At 70.6% G+C, this 12,660-nt stretch carries 11 protein-coding genes and 1 pseudogene; 7 read left to right on the forward strand and 5 right to left on the reverse strand.

Annotated features, from left to right (window positions below; genetic code table 11):
• Positions 1–46: 46 nt before the first annotated feature.
• The gene (locus tag ABZ471_RS12390; protein WP_359065334.1) at positions 47–1,492 is read right to left on the reverse strand and encodes a glyceraldehyde-3-phosphate dehydrogenase; all 1,446 of its coding nucleotides are present in this window, start codon (positions 1,490–1,492) and stop codon (positions 47–49) included.
• A 166-nt stretch (positions 1,493–1,658) separates the two neighbouring features.
• Between ABZ471_RS12390 and ABZ471_RS12395 the strand changes: the two genes are divergently transcribed.
• The 6 genes from ABZ471_RS12395 (at position 1,659) to ABZ471_RS12420 (ending at position 8,016) form a co-directional block, all read left to right on the forward strand.
• Complete coding sequence (locus ABZ471_RS12395) at positions 1,659–2,864, forward strand: hypothetical protein (protein ID WP_359065336.1); 1,206 nt, start codon at positions 1,659–1,661, stop codon at positions 2,862–2,864.
• Positions 2,865–2,987: 123 nt separating this feature from the next.
• Entirely contained in the window at positions 2,988–3,623 is a 636-nt protein-coding gene (locus ABZ471_RS12400) for a DUF998 domain-containing protein (RefSeq protein ID WP_359065338.1), read from the forward strand.
• A gap of 107 nt (positions 3,624–3,730) precedes the next feature.
• Entirely contained in the window at positions 3,731–4,561 is an 831-nt protein-coding gene (locus tag ABZ471_RS12405; protein WP_359065340.1) for a PP2C family protein-serine/threonine phosphatase, read from the forward strand.
• Positions 4,562–4,660: 99 nt separating this feature from the next.
• Positions 4,661–5,686, forward strand: a complete 1,026-nt coding sequence (locus ABZ471_RS12410) for an MASE1 domain-containing protein (RefSeq protein ID WP_359065342.1) — start codon at positions 4,661–4,663, stop codon at positions 5,684–5,686.
• A 45-nt stretch (positions 5,687–5,731) separates the two neighbouring features.
• Positions 5,732–6,205 carry a MarR family transcriptional regulator gene (locus ABZ471_RS12415; protein ID WP_359065344.1) on the forward strand — a complete coding sequence of 158 codons (474 nt, stop codon included), beginning with the start codon at positions 5,732–5,734 and terminating at the stop codon, positions 6,203–6,205.
• Between the two features lie 74 nt (positions 6,206–6,279).
• Complete coding sequence (locus ABZ471_RS12420; protein WP_359065569.1) at positions 6,280–8,016, forward strand: MFS transporter; 1,737 nt, start codon at positions 6,280–6,282, stop codon at positions 8,014–8,016.
• On the opposite strand, the gene sph is transcribed toward ABZ471_RS12420, so the two are convergent.
• The 4 genes and pseudogenes from sph to mgrA form a co-directional block, all read right to left on the reverse strand.
• Positions 7,989–8,972 (reverse strand): sphingomyelin phosphodiesterase, encoded by a 984-nt coding sequence (gene sph, locus ABZ471_RS12425; RefSeq protein WP_359065346.1) that lies wholly within the window; start codon positions 8,970–8,972, stop codon positions 7,989–7,991. The genes ABZ471_RS12420 and sph overlap by 28 nt on opposite strands.
• A gap of 135 nt (positions 8,973–9,107) precedes the next feature.
• A pseudogene (locus tag ABZ471_RS12430) lies at positions 9,108–10,167 on the reverse strand (cation:proton antiporter); the annotation flags it as partial.
• 32 nt (positions 10,168–10,199) lie between these two features.
• Positions 10,200–10,382: a hypothetical protein gene (locus ABZ471_RS12435; protein ID WP_359065348.1), complete on the reverse strand. Its 183-nt coding sequence runs from the start codon at positions 10,380–10,382 to the stop codon at positions 10,200–10,202.
• A gap of 119 nt (positions 10,383–10,501) precedes the next feature.
• The gene (mgrA, locus tag ABZ471_RS12440; protein ID WP_359065350.1) at positions 10,502–11,545 is read right to left on the reverse strand and encodes an L-glyceraldehyde 3-phosphate reductase; all 1,044 of its coding nucleotides are present in this window, start codon (positions 11,543–11,545) and stop codon (positions 10,502–10,504) included.
• Positions 11,546–11,816: 271 nt separating this feature from the next.
• Here mgrA and ABZ471_RS12445 point away from each other — a divergent pair, with 271 nt between their 5' ends.
• A complete protein-coding gene (locus tag ABZ471_RS12445; RefSeq protein WP_359065352.1) occupies positions 11,817–12,656 on the forward strand; it encodes a chitosanase in 840 nt (279 codons plus the stop codon).
• Positions 12,657–12,660: the final 4 nt, after the last annotated feature.

Here is a 12,660-nt window from a genome sequence, read left to right on the forward strand (position 1 = left end):
CCGGAACCCCGGTCGGCGGCCGCATGTGTCACACAGGTCCCCGGCGTCAGACCGCCGTCGACGGGTACGTCGGGTACTCGACGCCCGAGACATGCTGGACGACCCGGACGACCTGGCAGGAGTAGCCGAACTCGTTGTCGTACCAGAGGTAGAGGATCGCGTTGTCCCCCTCCACCTTGAGGGCACCGGCGTCCACGATCGAGGCGTGGCGCGAGCCGATGAAGTCGCTGGAGACCGCGTCCGGCGCCGTGGTGAAGTCGATCTGGCGCTTGAGCGGCGAGGTCAGCGACACGTTCCGCAGGTAGTCGTGGACGTCCTCGCGGGTGGTCTCGCGGGCCAGCTGGAGGTTGAGGATCGCGATCGAGACGTCCGGCACCGGGACGCGGATCGAGCTGCCGGTGATCTTCGCCTTGAGGTCGGGCAGCGCCTTCGCGACGGCGGAGGCGGCACCGGTCTCGGTGATCACCATGTTGAGCGGCGCGGAGCGGCCGCGGCGCTCGGACTTGTGGTAGTTGTCCAGCAGGTTCTGGTCGTTGGTGAACGAGTGGACGGTCTCCACGTGGCCGCGCAGCACACCGTACTCGTCGTCCATCGCCTTGAGCGGCGGGACGATCGCGTTGGTGGTGCAGGAGGCGCAGGACAGGATCTGCTCGTCCGGCTTGATCGTGTCGTGGTTGACGCCGTGAACGATGTTCGGGACGTCGCCCTTGCCGGGCGCGGTCAGGACGACCTTCTCGATGCCCGGGCGCAGGTGCTTGGACAGCCCCTCGCGGTCACGCCACTTGCCGGTGTTGTCGATGAGGATGGCATCCCGGATGCCGTACTCGGTGTAGTCCACGGACGACGGGTCGTCGGCGTAGATCACCTTGATCGCGTTGCCGTTGGCCACGATCGTGCTGCTGTCCTCGTCCACGGTGATCGTGCCGTGGAACTGACCGTGGATGGAGTCCCGGCGCAGCAGCGAGGCGCGCTTGACGATGTCCTGCTCGCCGCCGCCCCGGACGACGATGGCGCGCAGCCGCAGGCCGTTGCCGGAGCCGGCCTTCTCGATCAGGAGGCGGGCGACGAGCCGGCCGATGCGGCCGAAGCCGTAGAGGACGACGTCGCGCGGCTCGCGGCGGTCGATCTTGTTGGCGCCCGTGGCGCCGGCGACGGCCTCGGCGGTGAAGTCGGCCACGCTCAGACCGCGGTCGTCGGCCTTGTAGGTGGCGGCGAGCATGCCCAGGTCGATCTGGGAAGGCCCGAGGTCGAGGGCGGTCAGCGCCTGGAGGAACGGCATCGTCTCGGTGACCGACAGCTCCTCGCCGGCGATCTGCCGGGCGAAGCGGTGCGTCTTGAGGATGCTGACCACCGACTTGTTCACCAAGGAGCGGCTGTGCAGCAGGACGGTCACGTCCCGCTCGCGGTGCAGCTTCCCGATGATCGGGATCATCGACTCCGCGATCTCCTCGCGGTTCTTCCAGTTGGTGAACGGGTCGTCGTTGACAGTCACAGGTCCATCTTTCGAGCTAGGCAGCGCTCATATGCTAACCGCACCCTGTTCTGATCTTGATGGGGGTCTGCCGTTGGTCGGCCGTTGTTCCTGAATCAGGGTGGAACACCGTAAGAAAGCCGGGTCGTGGTTTGCACACCAGGACCGGCGTGATCAAGGTCGGAGAGTGAGCACGTCCTGCGTACCCCGGCCCGAGCCGGCCGCCCCGTCCCTTCCCCTCCGCCCCGCGCTGCCGCGGGTCGTGCGATACCGGATCCCCGAAGGCGCCCTGCGGGCCCTCACGGTGTTCGCGGCGGTCCGGCTGGCCGGGGTCGCCGCGGTGATCGTCGCCAACCACCTCAATGGACACCCGCTGGTCAGGAGCCTGGCCCACTCCTGGGACTCCCGCTGGTACCTGCACATCGCCACGCACGGCTACGGACACCTCATCTGGATCACCCAGAGCGGCGGCGTGCAGGCCGACTGGGCGTTCTTCCCGCTCTATCCGGGACTCATCCGGGCCGTGACCGCGATCCTCCCGCTCACCCCGGGCACGGCCGCGCTGCTGATCGCCTGGGCGGCCGCGGGCACGGCCGCGTACGGCATCTACGTCCTCGGCCACCACCTGTACGGGCGTGCCGTCGCCACCGCACTGGTCGGCCTGTGGGCCGTACTGCCACATGCCGTCGAACTGACCATCGCCTACACCGAGTCCCTCTTCGCCGCGCTCGCCGTCTGGTCCCTGTACTGCGTGCTCCGGGGCCGCTGGCTGTGGGCGGGTGCGCTGGCCGCGCTGGCGGGCCTGTGCCGGCCGACCGGATTCGCGGTCGCGGCGGCTGTCGGCCTCGCCGCCGTGCAGGAGGTACTGCGGCAGCGCGGCCGGGCACCAGCGACCCTGTGGGCCGGCGCACTCCTCGCGCCGCTGGGCTGGCTCGCCTATGTGCTCTGGGTGGGGGAGCGGACCGGGGACCTGCTCGGGGGCTACTTCCGGATCCAGAGCGCCTGGGACTCGCGCTTCGACTTCGGCGCCGGGGCCCTGCGCTTCCTCAGAGCGCTGTTCCTGCACGGCGGAGGCTTCGTCTACCCGGCGGCCCTGGTGATCGTCGCCGTAGGCGTCGTCCTCTTCGGGCTGCTCTGTCTCGACCGCGCCCCGTTGGTCCTGGTGGTCTTCGCAGGGGTGATGGTGCTGCTCGTGGTGGGCGGCTCCGGCTCGTTCTCGTCCAAGCCGCGCTTCCTGCTGCCGGTCTTCCCCCTGCTGATCCCGCCGGCACGCGCCTTCGCCCGCACCTGGCGGGCGCGACCGGCCCAGGCCCTGCTCGTCGGCGGCGCCCTGGCCGTCGTGTCCCTGCTGTACGGCGCCTACGTGATGGTGGTGGCGCACTCCCCGCTGTGAGCCGCCCCGTGGGGACAGCCTCACCTGCTTTCCGGGGGCCTGCCGCAGTGTTCCGGTGCCCTGCCGCGTGATCGGCTGTGGGCACCAGCTCCGAGCGGGGCAGGCCGAGGAGGGGCGGACAAGGTGCGGTATCGGTGGGGGTGTGCGGCGTGGGTCGCGGGCGTGATGCAGTTCTTCGTGTTCCACGGCATCGTCCAGTCGGCGTGGGCGAGACCGTACAGCTGGGCGCGGAACAACATCAGCGATCTGGGCAACGCGCACTGCGCCTGGCAGCCGGATCCCGAGCCGCGCTTCGTCTGCTCGCCCCAGCACACCCTGATGGACGCCTCGTTCGTCGTCCTCGGGGTGCTCTTCGTCGCCGGTGTCGCACTGACCGGGGGCCTGTGGCGGCGCGGTGCGACCGCGGTCGTGTCCCGGCTGCTGCTGGCCGGTGCCGGGACGGGGTACGTCCTGGCCGGGCTCGCGCCCGCGGACGTGAGCGAGAACCAGCACGTCCTGGGCGCCCTGCTGATCATGGGGACGGGCAACCTCGGCCTGCTGCTGGCGGGAGCGGGTCTGGAGGTGCCGGGTTCCCTGCGGTGGGGGAGCGCGCTGCTGGGCGCCGTGGCCCTTGCCGCGGTCGTGCTCTTCCTCTCCCACCACTACCTCGGGCTCGGCATGGGCGGCATGGAACGGGTCGCGGCGTTCCCCCTCCTGGTGTGGGCGGCCGTCCTCGGCGTCCGAGGTCTGGCCGTACGGGCAGCCGTGCCAAGGCCGTGAAGAGGGGGCAGGCCCGATGCGGGCACGCCCCCTGGGGCATGATTCTCCTATAACGGTAAAATCTAGGCGTTTGCCCTGACGGGCCACCGCCCAGCCGGAAGTGATCGATGCCCCGCAAGCGCTCCACGGACGACGGCGACGAGCTGCTGGCCAGACTCGGTTCGCTCACCGCCCAGGCACGGGAGCGCGCGGAGCTGCAGCGCAGCCAGGTCGAGCTGGCCATCGCGCTGCAGCGCGGCATGCTGCCCCGGGACCTGCCGTCGGCAGCCGGCCTGCACCTCGCGGTGCGGTACGCACCCGCCTGCTTCGGCCTGAACGTGGGCGGCGACTGGTACGACGCCTTCGCCATGCCCGACGGCCGTATCGGGCTGTCCATCGGCGACGTACAGGGTCACAACATCGAGGCGGCCGCCTTCATGGGCCAGGTCCGGGTCGGACTGCGTGCCCTCGCCTCCGTCACCAGCGAGCCGGGCGAACTCCTCTGCAGGACCAACGAGCTGGTGCTCTCGCTGGGCAGCGAGCTGTTCGCCACCTGCATCTTCATGCGACTGGACCCGGCCACGGGCGTGCTGGAGAGCGCGCGGGCCGGACACATCCCCTTCGTCTGGGCCACGGCGGACGGGAAGTCCGGCGTCGTGGACGACGAGGGAGGGCCGCCGCTCGGGATCGAACCGGGGACGGAGTACCCGGTGACCCGGCACCGGCTCACCACGGGCGGAGTGTTCGTCCTGCTCACCGACGGGGTGGTGGAGGGCCCGTCCCTGTGCATCGAGGACGGACTCGACCAGGTGGTGCGGCTCGCGGGCATCGCGGCCGTCGCCGGTCTGGAGGCGCACGCTCTGGCCGCAGCCGTGATCAAGGGCGCGGAGAGCGTGGGGCACGAGGACGACGCCGCCGTCCTCGTGGTGGGCCTCGACGGGCCGGTCCTGCAGCCCTAGGGCCGGTCCGGCCGCGGGAATCGCTGCGCGTTCAGCCATAGAGCGGGACCGGGTGCCTCTCGCCTCGCCGACGGCGGGCCATCGGTGTGAGATTGCCCTGTGATGGGTTTCGAGGATCTGCGCAGGCCGGGCGGCTACGCCGTCCAGGTGCTGGCCGTCGCCGCCGTGTACTACGGTGTGGCGCGGCTCGGGCTCCTGCGCCGCCTCGTCGTCGAGGGCTCCGTGGTCACCCCCATCTGGCCGCCCACCGGCGTCGCCGTCGCCGCCCTGCTGATCTTCGGGCTGGGCTGCTGGCCCGGCATCACGCTCGGGTCGTTCCTCTCCATCCTGTACCTCTCCGCCCCCCGCCTCGATGTGCTCGGCTTCCTGCTCGGCAACACCCTCGCGCCCGTGTGCGCGGTGCTGCTGCTGCACCGGGCCCGGTTCCGCACCGACCTCAGCCGGTTACGCGACGGCCTAGCCCTGGTGTTCCTGGGCGCGCTGACCGCCATGCTGATCAGCTCGACCGTCGGCGTCGGCCTCCTGCTGCTCACGGACAAGCTGCCCGCGCACAGCTTCTGGGCCGTATGGCTGGCCTGGTGGGTGGGCGACGCGATGGGTGTCCTCATCGTCACCCCGTTGCTGCTGATGCTGCACAGGGCTCGCTGGCCGCCGCCCGTGAAGCGCTGGAAGGAGGCCACCGCGCTGACCGTCCTGGCCTGCGCCATCGTGCCGCTGGCCGCCTACAGCTCGATCAGCCTGCTCTTCCTCGTCTATCCGCTCATCATCCTGGCCGCCCTGCGCTTCCAGCTCGTGGGCAGCATGCTCTGCGCGCTGCTCACGTCCGTGCTGGCCACCGTCGCCGCGACGGACGCGGTCGGGGCCTTCGCGGGGCTGAGCCGGGTCGAGGTCATGACGAAGCTCCAGGCCTTCAATGGCGCGATGGCTCTGACCGCGCTGCTGCTGTCGGCCGTCATCACCGAGCAGCGCAACACCCGGCGCTCCGTCGAACAGGCCTGCCAGGAACTGGCGGAGGTCCTGGAGCACCTCACCGCGGCCGAGGCCCCGCCTCCCCGTCCTGCCCCGGACGCCGGCGACCCGCCCTGGTCCGCCGGACCCCCGCGCCGCGACCTGCCTGATTACTGAGTCTTGGTTGAGCAGTCCAGACTGATAAACCTATTGTTAGTAATCATGGATGTGGAGGACAGGACCGTGGACGGCACCCCCTCCCCGGGCGGACCGCAGGAGACGGCGGCACTGGCCGCCGCGCTGCGGCTGGCCATGGGCCGGATCGTGCGACGGCTGCGCCAGGCACACGCGGTGGGGGACGTGACCCTCTCCGGCGTCTCGGTACTGGCCCGGCTGGCCGCCGCAGGACCTGACTCGCCCGGCTCGCTCGCCGAGCAGGAGCGCGTCCGGCCCCAGGCGATGGCCACCACGCTCGCCGCGCTCGAACAGCGCGGCCTCGTCAGCCGTACCGCCGACGCCGCCGACGGCCGGCGGGCCATCGTGTCGATCACCGGCACCGGCCGGACCGTGGTGGAGGAACGCCGGTCCGAGTCCGTCGGCCGGCTCGCCCACGCCCTGGACGAGTTCACCCCGCAGGAGCGCGCGGCACTCCGGGCCGCGCTGCCCCTCCTGGACCGACTGGCGGAACGGCTGTGAGCGGGCAGACCCCCGGCCCGCAGCGGCCCGCCGGCACTCCCTCGGACGGGCCCGCCACCGGCCTGCGCGGCCGACTGCTCGCCCGCTCCGCCCGCCTGAGGGACACACCACCCGGTCCCGGCTACAAGTGGGTCGCCCTCTCCAACACCACCCTCGGCGTCCTGATCGCCACGATGGACGCCTCCATCGTGATCATCTCCCTGCCGGCGATCTTCCGCGGGATCGGCCTCGATCCGCTCGCCGCGGGCAACATCGGCTATCTGCTGTGGATGATCCTCGGCTATCTGCTGGTCTCGGCCGTGCTGGTCGTCGTCCTCGGCCGGCTCGGCGACCTGTTCGGCCGGGTCCGCATCTACAACCTCGGCTTCCTGGTCTTCGCCTGCGCCTCCGTCGCGCTGTCCCTCGACCCGTTCCGGGCCGGCGCGGGCGCCCTGTGGCTGATCCTGTGGCGGATCGTGCAGGCATTCGGCGGCTCCATGCTCACCGCCAACTCGGCCGCCATCCTCACCGACGCCTTCCCGGCCCGGCAGCGCGGTATGGCCCTCGGCATCAACCAGATCACCGCGCTCGCCGGACAGTTCCTCGGCCTGCTCGCCGGCGGTCTGCTCGCCGCGGTCGACTGGCGGGCGGTGTTCTGGGTGAGCGTCCCGGTCAGCGTCACCGGCACCGTCTGGTCGTATCTGAGCCTGCGCGAGACCGCGGCCGGCGGGCGCGGCCGCATCGACTGGCTCGGCAACATCACCTTCGCCACCGGCGCCGGGATCCTGCTCGCCGGCATCACGTACGGCATCCAGCCCTACGGCGGACACCCCACCGGATGGACGAACCCCTGGGTGCTCGCAGGCCTGATCGGCGGCGTCCTCCTGCTGCTGGTGTTCTGCGTGGTGGAGACACGGGTCGCCGAGCCGATGTTCCAGTTGTCCCTGTTCCGGGTGCGGGCCTTCGCCGCGGGCAACCTGGCCGCCCTGCTGACCGCGATCGCCCGCGGCGGGCTCCAGTTCATGCTCATCATCTGGCTGCAGGGCATCTGGCTGCCGCTGCACGGCTACGACTTCGAGGACACCCCCCTGTGGGCCGGCATCTTCATGCTGCCGCTGACCCTCGGCTTCCTGATCGCCGGTCCGGTCTCCGGCTACCTCTCCGACCGGTTCGGCGCCCGCCTGTTCTCCACGGCCGGTCTCATCGTCGTCGCGGCCTCCTTCCTCGGCCTGCTGGCGCTGCCCGTGAACTTCGACTACGGCCTCTTCGCCGCACTGCTGTTCCTCAACGGTCTGGGCCAGGGCATGTTCTCCGCGCCGAACACCTCGTCCGTCATGGGCAGCGTTCCGGCCCGCCACCGCGGGGTGGCCTCCGGGATGCGCTCCACCTTCCAGAACTCGGGCACGGCGCTGTCCATCGGTGTCTTCTTCTCGCTGATGGTCTCCGGGCTGGCCTCCTCGCTGCCGGCGACGCTCAGCAGCGGACTCCAGGCCCACGGGGTGCCCGCCGGCACCGCCCACGAGGTGGCCTCGCTGCCCCCGGTCAGCACCCTCTTCGCGACCTTCCTGGGCGACAACCCCATCGGCCACCTGCTGGGCTCCGGCGGCGGGCCGGACCACCTCACCGCGGCCCAGCGCGCCACCCTGACCGGTCACACGTTCTTCCCGCAGTTGGTCTCCGGCCCGTTCCACCAGGGCCTGACCATCGTCTTCGCCGTCGCCGCCGGCATGGCCCTGGTCTCGGCCCTCGCCTCTGCCCTGCGCGGAAGCCACGAGCCCGCCGGCGACGACACCCCGAAGGGCTCTTATCCCGCGTACGCCCGCAAGGGGTAGTGGTCCGAGAGGTTCGTGTAGGTGTACGACGTGCCCCAGCTCGTGACCGTCCAGGGCGCCGACTGCTCCTTGACGACCTCGTTGTGCCACCCCGCCGGGCGGGCGTGACCGGCACGGTGGAGGACGTAGTCGAGGTCCTCGCGCGGGTCGTCCGGGTAGCGGTAGCGGGCGATGGAGTTCTCCTGCGTGTCGAAGGAGTACGGGTGCCCGGTGCGCGCGTCCGCGCCGGCCATACCGGCGTCGGCGAGCATCGACGCGTACTCGCTGCTGCGTGAGTCGACGTTGAGGTCGCCCGCGAGCAGCACCTCCTCGTCTGCGGGGATGTTCTTGGCGTCCAGGAAGGCGTCGACGGCCTTGAACTGCCGGCTGCGCATCGCCGCCGCCTCGCCCGCGTCGCACCCGGGGTCCGTGGACTGTGCGTGCGTGCCGACCACGTGCACCTTGGTGCCGTTGACGTTCAGGACGACGTACGCGAAGCCCTTGTTGGACCACCAGTCCGCGCCGCACGCGTCCTTGTAGACGTACTGCTCCTTGTGCAGGATCGGCCACTTGCTCAGCACGGTGACCCCGCCGTCCTCGGGCGTGGTCGCCGAGTACGCCCCACCGGTCGCGTCCCAGCCGCTCTTGCTGCGGCCCACCACCGGCGTCTGGTACGGGTATTCCGCCGCGGCGGCGCTCTTCAGCGCGTCGGACGAGGAGTTGTCGAAGGCCTCCTGGAGGACGACCACGTCGTTGCCGTGGAAGAAGGACGTCTTCGGGATCTCGGCGGCCCGGTGGTCCTGGCCCCAGTTCGGGTACAGGTTCTTGCTCATGAGGAAGACGTTGTACGTCAGGACCTTCAGCGCCGGTGCCGGTCCGGCTGCCTGCGCCGGTGCCGAACCGGCGAGTGCCGCCGCGGGGAGGGCGAGGGCGAGCACGGCCGCCCCGAGGGCACGGCGGGGTGCGAAGAGCGTCACTGGATCTCCCTGTGGGTGAAGGGGGTTGAGTGGCGCCGCACATCAAACCATCTGGGATTACCCACAGGTAACACCTGTGCGGGCAACAGATGGCTCACGGCCGAGGAGGCAGCGAGTCCGGTTGTGGGGGGCCTGTCAGGGCCGCCCCACCGAGTCCTGGTCCCGCAGCAGGGGCTCGGTGTCCTCCCAGGGCGCCCCGTCCTCGAACGGTCCGCCGGCCGGTGCGGCACGGCGGCCCCGCAGGCCGCTGAGCCGCAGGGCGACCGGCTCGGTCCAGCGGGCGGTCAGCGGCCGAGGACCACCAGGATGAGGACGTACGCCGTGGCCAGCGGACCGAGGTCGGAGTCGATGCCCGCGGTGACGGCAAGACCGGCGATGACGATGGAGAACTCGCCCCGGGCCGGGTGCCGCCGGCCCGCCACCGGCCCCTGGCCGAGATCCCGGCCCGGCGCGCCGCCCAGTATCCCGTCGCGATCTTGGTGAGCGTGGTGACGACCGCCAGGGCGAGCGCGGGCAGCAGCACCGGCGGGATGCTGGCCGGGTCGGTGTGCAGGCCGAAGAAGACGAAGAAGACCGCGGCGGACAGGTCCCGCAGCGGGGCGAGCAGGTTGTGGGCGCCTTCGGCGACCTCCCCGGACAGCGCGATGCCGACCAGGAACGCGCCCACTGCTTTCGAGACCTGCAACTGCTGGGCGACGCCCGCCACCAGCAGCGTCAGCCCGAGCACGACCAGCAGCAGCTTCTCGGGGTCGTCGCTGGAGACGAAGCGGGAGACGTGCCGGCCGTAGCGCACCGCCAGCAGCAGGACCAGGCCCGCGACGCCGAGGGCGACGGCGAGCGTGACGCTGCCTGCGGCCAGTCCCGTGCCGGCCAGCAGCGCGGTGACCACCGGCAGGTAGACCGCCATCGGCAGGTCCTCAAGCACGAGGATGCTGAGGATCACCGGGGTCTCCCGGTTGCCGATCCGGCCCAGGTCGCCGAGGACCTTGGCGATGACCCCGGACGAGGAGATCCACGTGATGCCGGCGAGGACGACGGCGGCGATCGGACCTCGGCCGAGCAGCAGGGCCATGGCCGCGCCGGGCAGGGCGTTGAGAGCGGCGTCCACGAGGCCGGCCGGATACTGCGTCCTGAGGTTGGAGACGAGATCGCTGGCGGTGTATTCGAGGCCCAGCATGAGCAGCAGCAGGACCACGTGCGAAGGGTGTCGGTTGGGCAGGGGGATGACTAGCCGGTGAAGTCGAGGCCGCCCTCGCTGTCGCCCGGGTCGGGCTGGCAGGTGCGGCACAGTTCGTGCGCCCCGTCGCGGGTGACGACAGTTCCCCAGCCGAGGCACTGCGCGCAGTCGCGGGCGAGGTCCACGTCGGGGTGGGGAGGCAGGAGGGGGGTGTGGTGAGCTCCGTGTGCCATGCGGTGAGCGGCTCCTTGGAATCGCGGGGTGTCGCGAGGCAGGGATGACAACGCTGTCCGGATGGCTTCTATTATGTCCTACTTTTCCCTTATGTCTGTGATGTAGGTCACAGGTGTGGTTATCCGAGGTTTCCCAGCCGGGCGTCCCGCCACAGGTCCACGCCGCCCTCGGTGGCGTACTTGTCGATCTCGGCCAGCTCCTCGTTGCTGAAGGCGAGGTTCTCCAGTGCGGCGACGTTCTGCTCCAGCTGCTCGACCCGCGAGGCGCCGATCACCAGGGACGTCACCCGCTCGTCACGCAGGGCCCAGGCCAGCGCCATCTGGGCGAGCGTCTGGCCGCGCCGGGCCGCGATGTCGTTCAGGGCGCGCAGCCGGTCCCGCATGTCGTCCGTGAGCCATGCCGCGTCCAAGGACGTCCCCCGCGCGGCCCGCGAGTCCTGCGGCACGCCGTCGAGGTAGCGGCCGGTCAGCAGACCCTGGGCGAGCGCCGTGAACCCGATGACGCCGAAGCCCTCCTCCTCGGCCGCGTCGAGCAGGCCGTCGGCCTCGATCCAGCGATTGAGCATGCTGTACGACGGCTGATGGATCAGCAACGGGGTGCCCAGCTCGCGGAGGATGGCGGCCGCCTGCCGGGTGCGCTCGGCGTCGTACGAGGAGATGCCGACGTACAGGGCCTTGCCCTGGCGTACCGCTGTGTCGAGCGCGCCCATCGTCTCTTCCAACGGGGTGGAGGCGTCCAGCCGGTGGGAGTAGAAGATGTCCACGTAGTCCAGGCCCGTGCGGCGCAGGGACTGGTCCAGCGAGGCCAGTACGTACTTCCGGGACCCGCCGCCCTGGCCGTAGGGGCCGGGCCACATGTCCCAGCCCGCCTTGGTGGAGATCACCAGCTCGTCCCGGTACGGCGCGAGGTCCTGCTTCAGCAGCCGGCCGAAGTTGATCTCGGCCGCGCCGTACGGCGGACCGTAGTTGTTGGCCAGGTCATGGTGGGTGATCCCGAGATCGAAGGCGCGCAGGGCGATCTCGCGCTGGGTCTCGAAGGGGCGGTCGTCGCCGAAGTTGTGCCAGTAGCCCAGGGACAGGAGCGGGAGGTCCAGTCCCGAGCGGCCGGTGCGCCGGTAGCGCATGGTGCCGTCGTAGCGATCGGGGTTCGCGACGTGGTTCATCGGGTCGTCTCCGGGTCGTGCCGTAGGGGGTGCCCGTCGTGTGCGACGGGGCTCGTCCACCCTGCGCCTTCATGATTCGTAAGTCCAACCGATGCCTTTCATGGCATTGAGCGTTCCGGTTTCTGAATCGGGCGACGGCGGCGTGATGCTGTTCGATCCTACGAACTTCTCGCGGGATGGGTTACCGGTCTCCCTCGTGTTTGATAGGAAACTTTCCTACCAGTGCCGGTACGGACCAACTCTCCACCCCCCACCCCGACTTGGAGTCCTCGTGGAGCACACAGACCACACATCAGCAGCCTCCGCCCACCTCTCGCGCCGGACCGTAGTCGCCGTGCTCGGCGCCGTCGCCTCCGGCGCGCTGCTCGGCGTCCAGCGCGTCGCCGCGGCACCGGCGGCAGCGCCCGGCCTCGACGACCCGGCGAAGAAGGAGATCGCCATGCAACTGGTCTCGAGCGCGGAGAACTCCTCGCTCGACTGGAAGGCCCAGTACAAGTACATCGAGGACATCGGCGACGGGCGCGGCTACACCGCCGGCATCATCGGCTTCTGCTCCGGCACCGGCGACATGCTCGACCTCGTCCAGCTCTACACCGACCGCAGGCCCGGCAACGTCCTGGCCAAGTACCTGCCCGCCCTGCGCCGGGTCAACGGCAGCGACTCGCACAGCGGACTGGACCCCAACTACCCCAAGGACTGGCGCAAGGCCGCCCAGGACTCCGCGTTCCAGCAGGCGCAGAACGACGAACGCGACCGCGTCTACTTCGATCCCGCGGTCGCCCAGGGCAAGTCGGACGGGCTGCGCGCCCTCGGCCAGTTCACCTACTACGACGCCATCGTCATGCACGGCGACGGCGACGACCCCACGAGCTTCCGCAACATACGCAAGCGGGCCCTGCGCAGCGCGAAGCCGCCGGCGCAGGGGGGCAACGAGACGACATACCTCAACGCCTTCCTCGACGCCCGGGTGTGGGCCATGAAGCAGGAGGAGGCGCACAGCGACACCAGCAGGGTCGACACCGAACAGCGGGTCTTCCTGCGCAAGGGCAACCTCGATCTGAACACACCGCTGGACTGGAAGGTGTACGGGGACAGCTACCACATCGGCTGACGCT

The organism is Streptomyces sp. NPDC005728 (assembly GCF_040630895.1).
In the GTDB taxonomy this organism is placed as follows: domain Bacteria; phylum Actinomycetota; class Actinomycetes; order Streptomycetales; family Streptomycetaceae; genus Streptomyces.